Source organism: Croceibacterium xixiisoli (assembly GCF_009827305.1).
In the GTDB taxonomy this organism is placed as follows: Bacteria; Pseudomonadota; Alphaproteobacteria; order Sphingomonadales; family Sphingomonadaceae; genus Croceibacterium_C; species Croceibacterium_C xixiisoli.
On sequence record NZ_WTYJ01000002.1, the window covers coordinates 448,594 to 462,247 of the forward strand.

General features: G+C 63.7%; 16 protein-coding genes. 6 read left to right on the forward strand and 10 right to left on the reverse strand.

Features of this window, described 5'->3' with window-relative positions:
* The first annotated feature begins 4 nt into the window (after positions 1-4).
* Positions 5-901 (forward strand): DUF3829 domain-containing protein, encoded by an 897-nt coding sequence (locus tag GRI97_RS11210; protein WP_161391267.1) that lies wholly within the window; start codon positions 5-7, stop codon positions 899-901.
* Positions 902-955: 54 nt separating this feature from the next.
* Here GRI97_RS11210 and hmpA read toward each other — a convergent pair whose 3' ends face one another.
* The 4 genes from hmpA to GRI97_RS11230 form a co-directional block, all read right to left on the reverse strand.
* Positions 956-2,188, reverse strand: a complete 1,233-nt coding sequence (gene hmpA, locus GRI97_RS11215; RefSeq protein WP_161391268.1) for an NO-inducible flavohemoprotein — start codon at positions 2,186-2,188, stop codon at positions 956-958.
* Positions 2,189-2,231: 43 nt separating this feature from the next.
* On the reverse strand, positions 2,232-2,516 hold the full coding sequence (locus tag GRI97_RS11220; RefSeq protein ID WP_161391269.1) for a DUF1971 domain-containing protein: 285 nt from the start codon (positions 2,514-2,516) through the stop codon (positions 2,232-2,234).
* A gap of 2 nt (positions 2,517-2,518) precedes the next feature.
* Entirely contained in the window at positions 2,519-3,220 is a 702-nt protein-coding gene (locus tag GRI97_RS11225; protein WP_161391270.1) for an alternative oxidase, read from the reverse strand.
* An 84-nt stretch (positions 3,221-3,304) separates the two neighbouring features.
* Positions 3,305-3,700, reverse strand: a complete 396-nt coding sequence (locus GRI97_RS11230) for a group III truncated hemoglobin (RefSeq protein ID WP_161391271.1) — start codon at positions 3,698-3,700, stop codon at positions 3,305-3,307.
* Positions 3,701-3,819: 119 nt separating this feature from the next.
* Between GRI97_RS11230 and GRI97_RS11235 the strand changes: the two genes are divergently transcribed.
* Positions 3,820-4,290, forward strand: a complete 471-nt coding sequence (locus tag GRI97_RS11235) for an RrF2 family transcriptional regulator (protein WP_161391272.1) — start codon at positions 3,820-3,822, stop codon at positions 4,288-4,290.
* A gap of 99 nt (positions 4,291-4,389) precedes the next feature.
* On the forward strand, positions 4,390-5,901 hold the full coding sequence (locus GRI97_RS11240) for a DUF389 domain-containing protein (RefSeq protein WP_235917767.1): 1,512 nt from the start codon (positions 4,390-4,392) through the stop codon (positions 5,899-5,901).
* A 40-nt stretch (positions 5,902-5,941) separates the two neighbouring features.
* On the opposite strand, the gene GRI97_RS11245 is transcribed toward GRI97_RS11240, so the two are convergent.
* Positions 5,942-6,475: a hypothetical protein gene (locus GRI97_RS11245; RefSeq protein WP_161391273.1), complete on the reverse strand. Its 534-nt coding sequence runs from the start codon at positions 6,473-6,475 to the stop codon at positions 5,942-5,944.
* 30 nt (positions 6,476-6,505) lie between these two features.
* The gene (locus GRI97_RS11250; protein ID WP_161391274.1) at positions 6,506-6,964 is read right to left on the reverse strand and encodes a hypothetical protein; all 459 of its coding nucleotides are present in this window, start codon (positions 6,962-6,964) and stop codon (positions 6,506-6,508) included.
* A 138-nt stretch (positions 6,965-7,102) separates the two neighbouring features.
* Here GRI97_RS11250 and GRI97_RS11255 point away from each other — a divergent pair, with 138 nt between their 5' ends.
* On the forward strand, positions 7,103-8,716 hold the full coding sequence (locus GRI97_RS11255; RefSeq protein WP_161391275.1) for an alkaline phosphatase D family protein: 1,614 nt from the start codon (positions 7,103-7,105) through the stop codon (positions 8,714-8,716).
* A gap of 26 nt (positions 8,717-8,742) precedes the next feature.
* Here the strand turns inward: GRI97_RS11255 and GRI97_RS18420 are convergent, their stop codons facing one another.
* A complete protein-coding gene (locus GRI97_RS18420; RefSeq protein WP_202392718.1) occupies positions 8,743-8,907 on the reverse strand; it encodes a hypothetical protein in 165 nt (54 codons plus the stop codon).
* A 124-nt stretch (positions 8,908-9,031) separates the two neighbouring features.
* On the opposite strand from GRI97_RS18420, the gene GRI97_RS11260 reads away from it, so the two are divergent.
* Complete coding sequence (locus tag GRI97_RS11260; protein WP_161391276.1) at positions 9,032-9,292, forward strand: hypothetical protein; 261 nt, start codon at positions 9,032-9,034, stop codon at positions 9,290-9,292.
* Between the two features lie 6 nt (positions 9,293-9,298).
* Here GRI97_RS11260 and GRI97_RS11265 read toward each other — a convergent pair whose 3' ends face one another.
* Positions 9,299-9,976, reverse strand: coding sequence for a hypothetical protein (locus tag GRI97_RS11265; protein WP_161391277.1), 678 nt, complete (start codon positions 9,974-9,976; stop codon positions 9,299-9,301).
* A 21-nt stretch (positions 9,977-9,997) separates the two neighbouring features.
* Entirely contained in the window at positions 9,998-10,807 is an 810-nt protein-coding gene (locus GRI97_RS11270) for a hypothetical protein (RefSeq protein ID WP_161391278.1), read from the reverse strand.
* Between the two features lie 153 nt (positions 10,808-10,960).
* Here GRI97_RS11270 and GRI97_RS11275 point away from each other — a divergent pair, with 153 nt between their 5' ends.
* Complete coding sequence (locus GRI97_RS11275; protein WP_161391279.1) at positions 10,961-11,950, forward strand: L,D-transpeptidase; 990 nt, start codon at positions 10,961-10,963, stop codon at positions 11,948-11,950.
* A gap of 33 nt (positions 11,951-11,983) precedes the next feature.
* Here the strand turns inward: GRI97_RS11275 and GRI97_RS11280 are convergent, their stop codons facing one another.
* The gene (locus GRI97_RS11280; protein WP_161391280.1) at positions 11,984-13,513 is read right to left on the reverse strand and encodes a helicase HerA domain-containing protein; all 1,530 of its coding nucleotides are present in this window, start codon (positions 13,511-13,513) and stop codon (positions 11,984-11,986) included.
* Between the last annotated feature and the right edge of the window lie 141 nt (positions 13,514-13,654).

Sequence of the window (13,654 nt, forward strand, 5' to 3'; positions counted from 1 at the left end):
CGGCATGACGGTTCGCAGCAATTTCAAGGGAGTGGCCGGCGCCTGCGCGCTGGCGCTGGTCGTGGTGCTGGGCGGGTGCGACATGGCCGGGGATCAGCCCGACACGATGCAGACCGGCGGTCTTAGCTATGACCAGTCGACCAAGCTCAGCGGTTATTCGCGCGCGCTGATCGATTTCGATCCCCGCCGGTTGAAGCGCGAATTCGAAGAACGCGATATCAGCAAGGCGACGGCGGCGGACACGCCGTTCGTCGATGTGCTGGGGGTGGAAAATCCGTGGGATGATCTGCGCCGGACCCGCGCTATGCCGGGCAATCTGCCGGAGATCGATCCGCTGGTGGATCAGGTCCTGGCCCCGCTGCAGCGGCTCACCTCCCGCGCCAAGGGTCTGCAAAGCTATCTGACCATGCGCAGCTATCTGACCGATGATTTCGCCCGCGCGCGGCAGGAAGCGCCACAGATGATCGCCGATTACGACGCGGTTATCGCCGCCACGGACGAACTGGAGGCCAAGGTGAACGCGGTGCGCGCGGCGGTGGAAAGCGATCTGATGCAGCGGCTGAAATCCGAAGGCCACATGGCCAGCTATTACGACATGCAGATCGCGCAGGAAGCACGCGAGCTGAGCGACGGCATCCCGGTCGATGGTGCGATGGACGATGCTGCGGTCGGCCGCATGGAAACCATCATCAACCGGCTGATCCCGCTGCTGGACCAGGCCCGCGCCGCGCGTGCGGAAGAGGCCAGCAAGGCCGGCGATGAGGCTGTGCTGGACAATGGCGTGGTGGCATCGGCGGAATCGATGATCGGTGCCTGGCGCGAATATCGCCAGTCGCAGGATGCCGACGATCTGCAAAGGATGCGGGAAGCGGCCAGCAATGTGCTGCGATCGATGGCCTAGGTTTTCGGAGGATAGCGGACAGCCTTGGCTGGATGTCCGCCATTCCCACTTCGCTCAGGCCGCCAGCAATTCGTCGGCCGGTCCGAAGAACTCATAGTGGATTCGTGCTGCCGTCACCCCGGCCAGCGACAGGGCGCTGACGGCGTGGCGCAGAAACGGGCGTGGGCCGCAGAGGTAATAATCGGCGCGGGCGGGGTCAGTGTTGGCGATCAGCCATTCCTCCGTGATAATCCCGGCATGGTCGTAATCACGGCCTTGTTCTTCGCCGTCGGCGGGGTTCTGGTGAAACACGCTGACTTGGGCGGCCACGCCGCGTTGCAGCAGCATGTCGGTTAGGGCAGCCACCTCTTCGCGCAGCGCGTGTGTGTGCCGGTCATGCGTGCCGTGGATGTAATGCACGGGGCGGCGGCTGCCCTCTGCGACCAGCGTTTCCAGCATGGCCACCATCGGCGTCAGCCCGACCCCACCTGACAGCAGCACCAGCGGCGATGTGCCATCGCCGAGCACGTATTCCCCGGCCGGCGCAGCCAGTTTCATTACAGTGCCCACCCTGGCGTGGTCATGCAGCCAGCGCGATGCCACGCCATGCTCTTCGCGTTTCACCGAAATGCGATAGGTCTGCCCATTCGCAGCGCTGGAAATGGAATAGTTGCGTTTCACCGGCGGGTGGCCGGGAACGTCCAGCGCAAAGGTCAGATATTGCCCGGGTCGATGTTGCATCACCGGGCCGCCATCGACGGGGCGCAGCACGAAGCTGGTGATCAGGCTGCTTTCCGGCACGATCCGTTCCACACGGAATTCCCGCCAGCCGTTCCATCCGCCCGTGGCCTGCCGCTGATCGTCATAGATGCGGTCTTCCCGGGCGATCAGGATATTGGCCAGGAACCAATAGGCTTCCCCCCAAGCGGCGAGAATGTCGTCTGTTGCAGCATCGCCGAGCACCGATTTGATCGCGCCGAGCAGTGCCTCGGCCACATGGGGGTAATGTTCGGGCAGGATCTGCAGTCCGACATGCTTCTGCGCAATGCGCTCCACTGCCGGGGCCAAGGCGGCGAGGTTCTCGATATTCCCGGCATAGGCGAGCACAGCCATGGCCAGAGCGCGCGGCTGGGCAGGAATATCTTCCCCCTCGGCGGCATGATGCGATTGGTTGAACAGATCGCGGATGGCGGCATTCTGGAACAGGCGGGCATACATTTCGCGCACGATATCAAGCCCGTGGGCTTCCAGAGCGGGAACGGTGGCTTTGACGAGCGCGATGGTTTGCGCGCTGAGGGGCTGCGACATGGGAAACTCCGGTTCCGGCAAAAGGGTGGGGCGCTGCGCCCGGTCAGGGTGGCGGCTGGTCGTAGAAGTCGATTTGCATCTGCATCGGCCCAATCGGGGTGACGAAATGCGGCTGCTGCGGGGCGATGCGGCCGGGGCTGGCGGGGGTGAGGATCAGTTCTGCCACCGGCGCGCCTGCGGCATCGAGCAAAGTCAGCTTCAATTGCCCGGTGATCACCCGGATCAGCCCCCACACGCCCGGCTTGGTATCATGCCGGGCGCGCAGGGCCCGGGGCAGCCTGTCCTGATCGAAGACCGGGGTCGAGCGATAGGGGCGGATCTCCGCCATGATCAGGCGGCCAGCTTCACGGTTTCGGGCTGCAGCTGTTCGGCATGGACGGGGTAAGGGGCCATGACCGCCGCAGGGGCGTGGCCGGCAAGTTCGCTGGCAAAGCCGTGGTTGACATCGCGGTGATGGGCTTCATCTGCGCGGACTACCAGCACCACATCGCGCAGTGTCGCATCATCGGGCAGCTGCCAGTAATGCTTGGCAATTGCTGGCGCTGGCACATTGGCGCTGCGGCCTTCGTCGATTTCGCGGAGGTAGTGGGTGTAGCTGATCACCGCCTCTTCCTCGAAATAGCCGACGATGCGGTGCGCGGTGCGCGGGCTGACCAGATAGAGGGTGAAGAACGCCAGATAGAACACCCATTGCACGCCCAGGATCACCATGCGTTCGAACAGCGTCGGCTTGGCGATCTCGATGAAGGTCATCAGATGCATGCGTTCATTCTCGGCCTCTTCCATCAGCGTGCGGATCCAGCCCTGATCGCCGCACATCCGCCGCAGGCAGCGCAAATGGGTGATGGTTGCCCCGACCATGCCCGGCACGGCGGCCACGGTTTCCAGCACAATGGCGCGATGGCCATAACGCTTGGCGAAGAAGGTATCGGCACACCAGCGCAGCACTTTGGTGAAACCCAGCGCGATGCGATCACGCATGTCGCGCGGCTGATGGTGAATGGTCAGATCGACGATCGGAATATTGGTCATGGCATGATGCTCCTGCCCGGGCAGCGCGCCTATGCGCACCGCCGGAAATTCATTCGATAATTTTGCGGGGTGGGTTGGGCCGGCTCAGCCGGTACTGACCGATTGACCAGGTGGCCCAAGCCGGAAGAACAGCGCCAGCTGCAGGCTTTCGGCGATGCGGGACGCGCGATCCTGCAGGCCCTGGGCCATCTCGGCCGGCAGTAACTCGTCGGTCGTTTGCGCCCACAGCGTTAGCCAGCGGGTGAAGAGTTCGGGCGTGATCCGGTCACGATGGCGCATATGGGCGGGCACCGGCTGACCCTTGTACCGCCCGCTGCCGCACATCACCGAATGCCAGAACAGCGTCAGCTGCTGCAGATGTTCGGGCCAGTCGCCGACCGCGTCGTTGAAGATCGGGCCCAGCTGCGCATCGGCGCGCACGCGAGCATAGAATGTATCGATCAGTTGCGTGAGCTGCTGCTCATAGGCTTGATCGTCCATCGTCAGATCCAATCCAATGCCGGGCATCGCCGCGACTCCAAATCATGCATTGAAGATGCATCTATGCCTGAGGCTTAAATCATGCAACAAGAATATATGATTTATTCTGTCCCACCTGCATGCGCCTGACGCGCTACACCGATTATGCGATGCGGGTGCTGCTGTACTGCGCCCAATCCAGCCGGGATGCGCCTGGGGATCAGCAGGCACAGCTTGTTTCGATCGCGCGGATCGCGCGTGCCTATGACATATCCCAGAACCACCTGATGAAGGTGGTCAACGATCTGGTGAATGCGGGCTATCTGGAAAGCGTACGTGGCCGCAGCGGCGGCATCCGGCTTGCCCGCCCGGCGGATCAGATCAACATCGGCGCGCTGGTCCGCCATACGGAAGATGGCTTTGACCTGCTGGAATGCGGCAATTGCGTGATCGCGCCGGCCTGTGGTCTGACAGGTGTGATGGCAGAGGCGTTGCGGGCCTTTCTGGCTGTATTGGACGGCTATACGCTGGCCGATGTGCTGGGGCGGAGGGCCGATTTTCTTTTCCTGCTGGAAAGCGCGGAACGCCCCGCGCCCCCCGGCATGGCCTAGCCGGTGCACCGCTGCGCTTGCCCCTGGTACGACATGCGGGGATGACACACAGGATTCCTGTCGCCATAGCGCCCTGACGTCACGCACGAGGGAGCACCGATGGAACTGACGGAAAACAACGACCTGGTTGATGAACGGGGCCGCAGCCGCATGCGCCGGTGGTGGAACATGTGGGTGGTCGGCGGGGTCGATCATGATGCCACGCTGCGCCAGATTGCCGAGGATTCCGGCTGGAGCGGGCGCTATCTGTTCCTGATCGTCATCTCTGCGGCACTGTCGCTGCTCGGGCTGCTGATGCCCTCGGTCGCGGTGCTGATCGGCGCCATGTTGCTTTCCCCATTGATGATGCCGATCATCGGGTTGGGTTTCGGTATTGCGACCTTCGATTTCGTCGAGATCCGCCGTGCTGCGCTGGCGCTGGCCCTGGGTTCGGCCATTGCCATCGTGTTGTCGGTGGTGCTGGTTTCGATATCGCCGGTGCAGACCATCACCAGCGAGATTGCCGGCCGCACGCGGCCCACGCTGTTCGATCTGCTGGTGGCGCTGCTGTCGGCCGTCGCCGGGGCCTATGCGCTGATCCGGGGCCGGGGCGGCGCTGTGGTGGGCGTGGCCATCGCCATTGCCCTGATGCCGCCGCTGGCCGTGGTCGGCTTCGGCATTGCGACCTGGAACTGGACGGTGTTTTCCGGCTCGCTGCTGCTGTTCCTGACCAATGCCGTCACCATCGCGCTGACGGCGGCGCTGGTGGCGCGGGTCTATGGCTTCGGCAGCCATCTTTCGCCGCATCACACCGGCTGGCAGCTGGTGCTGTTCATCGGCGCGCTGAGCATATTGTCCGTGCCGCTGGTGGCCGCGCTGAAGCAGATCGCGTTCGAAGCGGTGGCGCAGAGGCAGGTGCGCGATGCCGTGCGCGGGCATTTCCCTGATGGATCGCGACTGTCACAGCTGGAAATCGATTACACCACCGACCCCATTCGGGTGAGGGCGGTGATGTTGACACCAAGGCTGGACGGGCGGGCGGATCACGCCATCACCGCTGCCCTGGCGGAGCGGCTGGCGCGCAAGGTCGATCTGCATGTCGATCAGTTGCATATCACCCCGGAAGGCAGTTCTGCCGAGGTGGAACAGATTGCGCGCGCTGCGGATCAGGCTGGCCGTGGTGCCGCCGGCAGCCAGCAGGCGGCAGCAGCCCAGTTGGCGCTGATTGCCGGGATCGAACCCTCAGCCGTGCGGGCCGACCAGACTGCACGCAACCTGCAGGCCGTCGCCGCGCCGCTGCCCGGTCTGGGGCTGGAGGGCTATCGTGCGCTGGAACAGCGCAGCGCGCGCGGGCTGCCGGGCTGGACGGTGCAACTGGCGCCACCGGCGAATGTCGAACCGCCGGCCATGTCCATCGATCAGGGCGTGGTCGACGGGCTGGCGCTTGATCTGGCAGGCTGGGGATCGGCGCGGCTGGGGCGGCGGATTGCCGTGCTGGGCGGCACGGCGGCGCAGCGTGAGGCTGTGGCAGCGGGCATCGTCACGCGCGGCGGCCAGGCGGAAGCCGGCGCTGCGGCGGGCAGTCTGCGGCTGGAATGGCTGGTTGAACCGCCGGTGAGTGCTGCGGAATAGCATCGAGCGGATGGCTTGCCGGCCATCCGCTCCCCTTGCGTCAGCTCTTGAGCGAACAATCGGTCTGGCGGGTTTCCTGCGTCCCATCGGCCAGGAACCAGCGGGATTGGTTCTCCATCGCTGGGTCCTTCATATAGCAGACATCGGTCGCGCCGCTGGCAGGATCGACCATGACCGACCAGGAATGTTCGCCGCAGCGGTGCTGCTGGCATGACCATGCCGCCACCTTGCCATCCTGCAGCGCGATCGGGGCGGACGGGCCTTTGACCGTGGCCATGGCGTCGCGCACCGCAGGGTCGGTCACCGTCCTGGCGATACCGGCCTTCACCAGCGGGTGATCGTTCCAGGCTATCCCGGCAACTTCATCGAACGGATATTTGCCCACATATTCGGTCAGCGGCGGAGCTTCGGCACGGCTGGGGGCGCGTGCGGCCTGCGCGGCATTGGCCGCTTCGCGCACGGCCTGCGCCTCTTCCTCATTCACCGGCGCAACTGCGGCGGATTCGGCGGCGCTGCAGCCGCTCAGGGGAAAAAGCGCGCCGGTCAGCGCCAGGGCAAGCAGATGTCGGTTCATCAAAGCATTCTCCCTCTGTAGGCCTGTCGATTACCGATAGGGTGTTTCACCACCAAGGCTGTCATTGGTATGACGGATCAGCACTTGATGCAGGCAATCGACATCGGTGCAGGCATCGCGTTCGGCGATGAATGCCGCGTCGAGCGGCACATTGGCCCGATCGATCTCTGTGCCGGTCGCGTTTTCATAGGCATAGGCCCAGGCCATGTCGTCCAGCCGGCTCATCCGCCAGAGTAGCAGATTGGGATTGTCGGCGGAATCGCAGAGCAATTTGTGTGCGGTGATGGTCGGCGCATCGCAGCCCACATCGGACAGGATATCGCCATAATTGCCTTCCAGCCGGGCGATCGCCTGTTCCAGCAGCGCGGCATCATCATCCAGCGCCGGATCGCGCTGGGCAGGGGGAGTGCCGGCGGGCTGCGCGACGACGGCGGTCGGGGATGCCAGCAAAGCCAGCACCAGAATGGCGGAACGAAGCGGGCGTGACATCATCGGCTATCCTTCCCTAAGGCAGGGCCTTCCCTGATCATTGCCCGGTCTTATCAAACGCTTTCCCCAAACTGCAACACAGCACGGCCATGGCGGCGGCCAACAGGGCAAAAGCCCGATACAAACGGGCGCTGCGTCATGAAAAATTCCCTGGTTACCGATCGTCGCGATTTGCTGAAGGCGGCCGCCGGGCTGGGCCTGCTGGCGGCGCTTTCGCCGCGCCTGCTGATGGCGCAGGAATTCACCGGACCGGTGTTTCGCGGACCGCTGGGCGCCGATCCCTTCACGCTGGGCGTGGCGGCAGGTGACCCGTGGCCCGATGGCTTCGTGATCTGGACCCGCCTGGCGCCGCGCCCACTGGAAGAACATGGCGGCATGCCTGCGGCGCGCGTGCCGGTGCTGTGGGAAGTGGCCGAGGACCAGGGCTTCACACGCGTGGTGCGCCGGGGCGAAACCATGGCGATCCCGGAACTGGGCCATTCGGTGCATGTCGAAATCGGCGGGCTGGCGCCGCAGCGCCCCTATTTCTATCGCTTCGCCACCGCCGGTTCGGACGTCAGCGAAGTGGGCACCGTGCGCACGGCGCCGGCGGCGGGGGCGGCGGTGGATCGGCTGCGCATCGCCGTGGCCGGCTGCCAGAATTTCGAAATGGGCTTCTACGATGCCTGGGGGCACATCGCGCGCGAACCCGATCTCGATCTGGTGTTCCATTATGGCGATTACATCTATGAAAGCGGCGCAACCCCGCTTGGCCCGCGCGAAGGCACCTGGACCGCCGCGCGGCAGCATGTCGGCAACGAGATCTACAGCATAGAGGATTACCGCCGCCGCTACGCCCAGTATAAATGCGATCCGGCCCTGCGCGCGGCCCATGCCGCTGTAGCCTTCGCCTGTTCGTTCGACGATCATGAGATCGATAACAATTGGGTCAGCGATTTCGATCAGGATGGCAGCGATCCGGCGGTGTTCCATCTGCGCCGCTATGCCGGGCTGCAGGCCTGGTATGAGAATATGCCGGTGCGCCGCGCGCAATTCCCGACCACGGGCGGGCTGACCGCCTATCGCCGGCTCGATTACGGCCGGCTGATGCGGATGCATGTGCTGGATACGCGGTCCTATCGCAGCGATCAGGTTTGCAATGACGGCAAGATCCAGCCTTGCCCGCGGGAGATGCTCAATTCACCCGATGTGCTTGGCCGCGCGCAGGAACGCTGGCTGGATGATGGACTCAGCGCGGCGCAGGGCAATGGCGCAGCCTGGAACCTGCTGGCGCAGCAGATCATCGTCATGCCGGTCGATTTCCGCGCGGCCGACGCGACCGAGGGCAAATTCGCCACCGATTTGTGGGATGGATATCGCCCGGCACGCAAGCGGCTGATCGACAGCATCCGCCGCCATGAACTGACCAATGTGGTGATCGCCACCGGCGACCATCACCGCCATCTGGTCGGCAGCGTGCCCGCCAATGACGAGGCGCCCGATGGGGAGAAGGTGGCGGTGGAGTTCCAGGCCGCCTCCATCACCTCAAACGGCAATGGCAAGGGGACGGCGGGGCTGGAGCATATGCTGCGGCACAACCCGCATTTCGAACTCTACACCGACCGGCGCGGTTACCAGCTGTTCGACATCAACGAGAAGGAATGGCGCACCGATGTGAAGGTGATGGACCAGGTCGAACAGCAGGGTGGGCAGATCAGCACGCTGGCCCAATATGTCGTCACCCCGGAGCAGCCGGTGCTGCATCAGGGGTAAGGGACAAGATCAGCGCAGGGCTGGCGTCAGCCAGCCTTGCCCTCCTTCTTGGCCTTGTGTGCGGCCAGCAGGCCATCCAGCTCGGCAATGCGCAGCCGCTCCGGCGTGTGTTTTGCCAGGCCTTTCAGCCGGCATTCGGCCCACAACCGCTTGCGTTCGGATTCCAGGGCTTTGAGATAGAGATCAGCCATGACGGCCTCCGGCATGAAAAGGGTGTATGCAGCGCCCTTGGCCTGTGCCGCGCGGATTGTCCAATCGGCAACTGTCCGATGCGCCGACGGTGCGCCGACCGGCAGTCTGGGCTATCAGCCGGCCATGGCTAAGAGAAAACGCTATCTGATTGCGACCATGGCGGATGGCTATGTCAAGAAAATCGGCCCTACCGCTTCGCCCTTTACCCATTACTGGCGCATCGTCGCCCAGCTGGAAAACGGCAAGACTGAGGTGTTTTGGGGCCACGCCCGATCGCTGAAAGAGGCGACCGGCAAGAAAGCCGCCACGGCCGAGGCTTCGCGCCAGCGCGGATGGTTGGGGCATGATTTCGAAGTGGTGGAACTTGTGGAAGAATTCGACTGAGGACCATCAGATTCCGCCAGCCAACAGGATAGCAACGACTACCAGATAGAACAGCGCTTCGAGATACACCCATATGGCGCTTGCGAGGGCATGCAGCCATGAAATACCCAGAGATCGGTGGAACTGGGTCGCTTGAACAGCCCAGTACCAGACTGTGCCTGCGAAGAACATTCCGGCGCCTGCCAAGGCCGCGCCACTGAAATGGGCCCGAGCGACACCCATGGAAGTGGAGATCATGAGAGCATACACAGCGGCGAGGTAGCATTGTCCAAAAAAGGGCGGGCGAAGGTGCTTGCGCTCGAGCGGCAGCTTGCGTTTCCGCACATAGTTCAGCGCGGCGAAAAGTGGCAGCAATCCGAACAGGAAAGACCGAAGCAGAACCAGATTCTGGTCGGAATTCACCATGGTCTGCACGGTGTCGTTCGCCGCAGCGATATGCTCACTTCGCCCCAAGCCCAATGCAAGGAAATGCAAAACAAGGATCGTGAGAAACAGAAGTAGGGGCGGAGCCAGTGTGTCCGTGTATTGTTCTTCCTCACTATCCCCTTGCTCATGATTTGAATAATCAATCATTTGCAGAGGGTGGATAAGAACCAACCAGAGTGTGCGCGGATAATAGATGAGCCAGCTCAGCACTTCGAACAGCAGATCGCCGAACGAACGGATCAGCTTCAGAAAATCCATGCCCTGGTTCCGTGATCGGGATCAGCGCTGGTGAGACTGGCAGGACGCCTCTCGAATGGCGGAGATATACCGCACCCGTCCGTCTGTTACCGCCACCTGAACGCATTGTGCCGTGGCACGGTTATACCAGAAGGTATAGGACGTATCGGTAACCTGATAACCATAGACATTCATGAAGCCGCGCTGGCTCAGCTGCGTTTCCGCACCCGGTGCGCGCGCGGTCAGCAGATCGTTCAGATTGACCTTGGGGGCATAGCCGGCGGCGCCCCGGCCATCCTGATCGCGATGTTCGGTCTCCCGCTGCCGCTGGTTCACACCCGCACCGTAACCGCTGGAATATTGATCCGACCGATCGGGATTGTGATAATCCTGCGAATAGAGCCCGTCGCGATATCCGCGTTCGAAGGCGGCATCGCTCGCCTCGTCCCCGGCGTGCTGGCCGTCGTCATGATGATGCGATTGATGCGCCAGCGCGATCACTCCGATCAGCGCGGCGGCACCCACCGCGATCGCCGCTGCCCTGTCGCCGCTACCGCTCGATGCGGATTGGTTGCAATCCGGTGCGGGCGTTTCTGTGATGGAATCGAAACGTCCTTCTACCACGGCAATTGACAGGCACTGCTTGCGCTGCGGCTGCCACCAATAGCTCCAGGCACGGTCATCGCCCCTGTCCGTCTTGATGTGGATATAGCCGCGTTCCTGCAGCTGGGTTTCGCCGCCTGCGCCGCGCGCGCCTACCAGATCGGATACCCCGCTTGGCGTATCGGCCAACAGGGGGAGGGGAACCGCCAACAGCGAGATCGACAGGATACAGCCAAGAATCTTGCGCATGATGGTTCCCCCGTTTCTTGTATCAGTATCAAGGTTGTCACATGAAGGTTCGACAGCCAAGCGTAACAATGGTCCTCTATCGAACAAATATTGCGGATTGGGGAAGCAGGGGGCGATGCGAATCAACAACCATCGGAAACAAGGGAAGAATCCATGATCGGGCGCGTGGTTCTTGGTTCTTTGTTGCTCCTTTCCTGCGCTGGGGAAGCGCTGGCGCAGGGTGCGAATGTCAGCTCGGCCGTCGAACTGGCACGCCAGGCGGAGCGGCTGCAACCCGGCCAATGGGTCTGGGCACCCGCCATTGCGCCGCAGGGGCCGGTGACCGTCTATGTCGATCTTTCTGCCCAGACTGCAACTGTCTATCGTAATGGCGTGCGGATCGGCGTGTCCACCGTTTCCACGGGTAAGCCCGGTCATGAAACACCCACCGGCGTGTTCACCATCCTGCAGAAGGATGCCAAACACCGGTCCAGCACCTACAACAACGCGTCCATGCCCTATCAGGAACGGCTGACCTGGGACGGGGTGGCGCTGCATGCTGGCGGTCTGCCCGGCTATCCCGAAAGCCATGGCTGTATCCATCTGCCGCTGGAATTCTCGCGCCTGCTGTTCGGTATAACTGATCTGGGAGGGACGGTGATCGTCGCTGGCCAGGCGGGCAGGCCAACCGCAGGCGCGGGTGCGGGTGTGCTCGATCCACAGCAGAGCGGACCCGAGCATGTTCCGCTGGCTCCCGGCGAACCCTTCCGCTGGGAACCGCATAAGGCCCCGGAAGGACCGTTGACCATCATCATATCGCGCAGTGATCAGCGGCTTATCACGTTGCGCAACGGAGCGGAGATCGGGCGCGCCCGGATTGCCTTGCCGGACCGGGATTTCGAAACCCATGTGTTGACCTATGCTTCCGGGGCGACGGACAGCGACCCGCACTGGATCTATGCGGGCGTCCCCGGGCATCTGGGGGAGCAGGGGAAGCCGGCCGACATCGGCATGCTGAACGCCGCCCGCATGCCCCCTGCCTTCCGCGAACATCTGCTGCGGGCCATCACTCCGGGCGCGACCGTGCTGATCACCCAATCGCCGATAAACCCGCAGACCACGGGTGGCGTCTTGACCGTGCTGGCATCGCACACACCAGAATAATAACGCTGGTCGCGACACATGCCGTCGGGAGCCTCAGACGGCCGCCGTGCTCAGCCCCAGGTGCGGAATGCCGATGGAGCGGCGCCCCTGGAAATCGGTACGCACCACGATCAGCCCGCTCTTCTCCAGATGTTCGAGCAGGCGGCGGATGCGGCCGGATGACCGCGTGCCATAGGCGCGGGCGAGCACTTCATCCTCGGGGCAGGGCGCGCCCTCGCTCGCCGCATGGGCGATGACGAGGAAGGGGGCGAGCAGATCGTCGGGCACGCTTTCGGCCAGACCCATCAGCGCGGCCCATTCGGGCGCGTCGGGATCGTTGATGCCGGCGATGGCGACGGCAAAACGGCGGCGGAATTTGGCGACATCGCCGACATGGGCGCCGATCTGGCGCATGCGGCACCGCAGGGTGAAATCCTGAAACAGCGTCGGCGCGCCCTGGAAGGTCGCATCTTCTTCCGCCGCCATATCGGCCAGGATTTCGGACAGGATTACCCGCACCTCATCCGGCGGCAGGCTGGGCGGGGCGGGCACGGCGGCGGCGCGGAACAGATCGTCCCCGCCGGATTCGCTGTTTTTCGGCTCTGCACTCTCGCTTCCCGGCACGGGCGCCAGGGTGAAATCGGCGATGCGGTTCATCAGCTCGCCCGTATCAACGCGTGGCTCCACACGGGCCCCGCCGCTGCCGAACAGGCCGGGCTGTTCCTCGTCGGACCATTCGGCATGGATCAGCGCATGCAGATCCTCGGTCGGGGCCGATGGCATGGGCATCAGCCCGCCCACGACATTGCGCGCCGAGGTTTTCACTTCGCCGATGCGCACGGAAATCGCCCGCCGGGAAACGGCCGGGCCCAAGCCCAGGAATTCGCCACGTTCAAGGTCGCGGATCTGTTCGGCCTGCCGCCGGTCCATCCCCAGCAGATCGGCAGCACGCGCCATATCGATGTCGAGGAAGGTCCGGCCCATCAGGAAATTGCTCGCCTCTGCAGCGACATTCTTGGCCAGCTTGGCCAGCCGCTGCGTGGCGATGATCCCGGCCAGCCCGCGCTTGCGGCCCCGGCACATGACATTGGTCATGGCGGCCAGCGACAGCCGGCGCACCTCGTCCGACACATCGCCGGCGGCGGCCGGCGCAAACATCTGTGCTTCGTCCACCACCACCAGTGCGGGGAACCATTGTTCGCGCGGCGCATCGAACAGCGCGGCCATGAACTGCGCGGCGCAGCGCATCTGCGCTTCCAGCTCCAGCCCGTCGAGCGCGAGAATGGCGGATGCGCGATGGCGGCGGATCCGCGCAGCCATCTGCACGATTTCGTTCTGATTATAGTCGGCGCCATCGATCACCACATGGCCGAAGGGTTCGGCCAGCGAGACGAAGTCCCCTTCGGGATCGATCACCACCTGCTGCACCAGCGGGGCGCTTTCTTCCAGCAGGCGGCGCAGCAGATGCGATTTGCCCGAACCCGAATTGCCCTGAACCAGCAGGCGCGTGGCCAGCAGTTCTTCAATGTCCATTTTGACGGACGCCCCATTGGGGCCGGTGCCGATGACGATCGATGCGCTCACGCCGCCCCCATAGGGCAGAGCGGGCGGGCGGCAAAGGTGCCAGCGGGCAACAGTGCCAGCTTATCCGCAGCCGGGCGTCTGAAACCCGGCCACAGCCGCAACCAATCCCCGGCGCGTTCGTTGGTGGTCTGGATGGGACAG

Excerpts from the sequence above, each read along its gene's own strand:
- GRI97_RS11210 (WP_161391267.1), top strand. The coding sequence starts at position 5 with ATGACGGTTCGCAGCAATTTCAAGGGAGTGGCCGGCGCCTGCGCGCTG.
- hmpA (WP_161391268.1), bottom strand. The coding sequence starts at position 2,188 with ATGTCGCAGCCCCTCAGCGCGCAAACCATCGCGCTCGTCAAAGCCACC.
- GRI97_RS11220 (WP_161391269.1), bottom strand. The coding sequence starts at position 2,516 with ATGGCGGAGATCCGCCCCTATCGCTCGACCCCGGTCTTCGATCAGGAC.
- GRI97_RS11225 (WP_161391270.1), bottom strand. The coding sequence starts at position 3,220 with ATGACCAATATTCCGATCGTCGATCTGACCATTCACCATCAGCCGCGC.
- GRI97_RS11230 (WP_161391271.1), bottom strand. The coding sequence starts at position 3,700 with ATGGACGATCAAGCCTATGAGCAGCAGCTCACGCAACTGATCGATACA.
- GRI97_RS11235 (WP_161391272.1), top strand. The coding sequence starts at position 3,820 with ATGCGCCTGACGCGCTACACCGATTATGCGATGCGGGTGCTGCTGTAC.
- GRI97_RS11240 (WP_235917767.1), top strand. The coding sequence starts at position 4,390 with ATGGAACTGACGGAAAACAACGACCTGGTTGATGAACGGGGCCGCAGC.
- GRI97_RS11245 (WP_161391273.1), bottom strand. The coding sequence starts at position 6,475 with ATGAACCGACATCTGCTTGCCCTGGCGCTGACCGGCGCGCTTTTTCCC.
- GRI97_RS11250 (WP_161391274.1), bottom strand. The coding sequence starts at position 6,964 with ATGTCACGCCCGCTTCGTTCCGCCATTCTGGTGCTGGCTTTGCTGGCA.
- GRI97_RS11255 (WP_161391275.1), top strand. The coding sequence starts at position 7,103 with ATGAAAAATTCCCTGGTTACCGATCGTCGCGATTTGCTGAAGGCGGCC.
- GRI97_RS18420 (WP_202392718.1), bottom strand. The coding sequence starts at position 8,907 with ATGGCTGATCTCTATCTCAAAGCCCTGGAATCCGAACGCAAGCGGTTG.
- GRI97_RS11260 (WP_161391276.1), top strand. The coding sequence starts at position 9,032 with ATGGCTAAGAGAAAACGCTATCTGATTGCGACCATGGCGGATGGCTAT.
- GRI97_RS11265 (WP_161391277.1), bottom strand. The coding sequence starts at position 9,976 with ATGGATTTTCTGAAGCTGATCCGTTCGTTCGGCGATCTGCTGTTCGAA.
- GRI97_RS11270 (WP_161391278.1), bottom strand. The coding sequence starts at position 10,807 with ATGCGCAAGATTCTTGGCTGTATCCTGTCGATCTCGCTGTTGGCGGTT.
- GRI97_RS11275 (WP_161391279.1), top strand. The coding sequence starts at position 10,961 with ATGATCGGGCGCGTGGTTCTTGGTTCTTTGTTGCTCCTTTCCTGCGCT.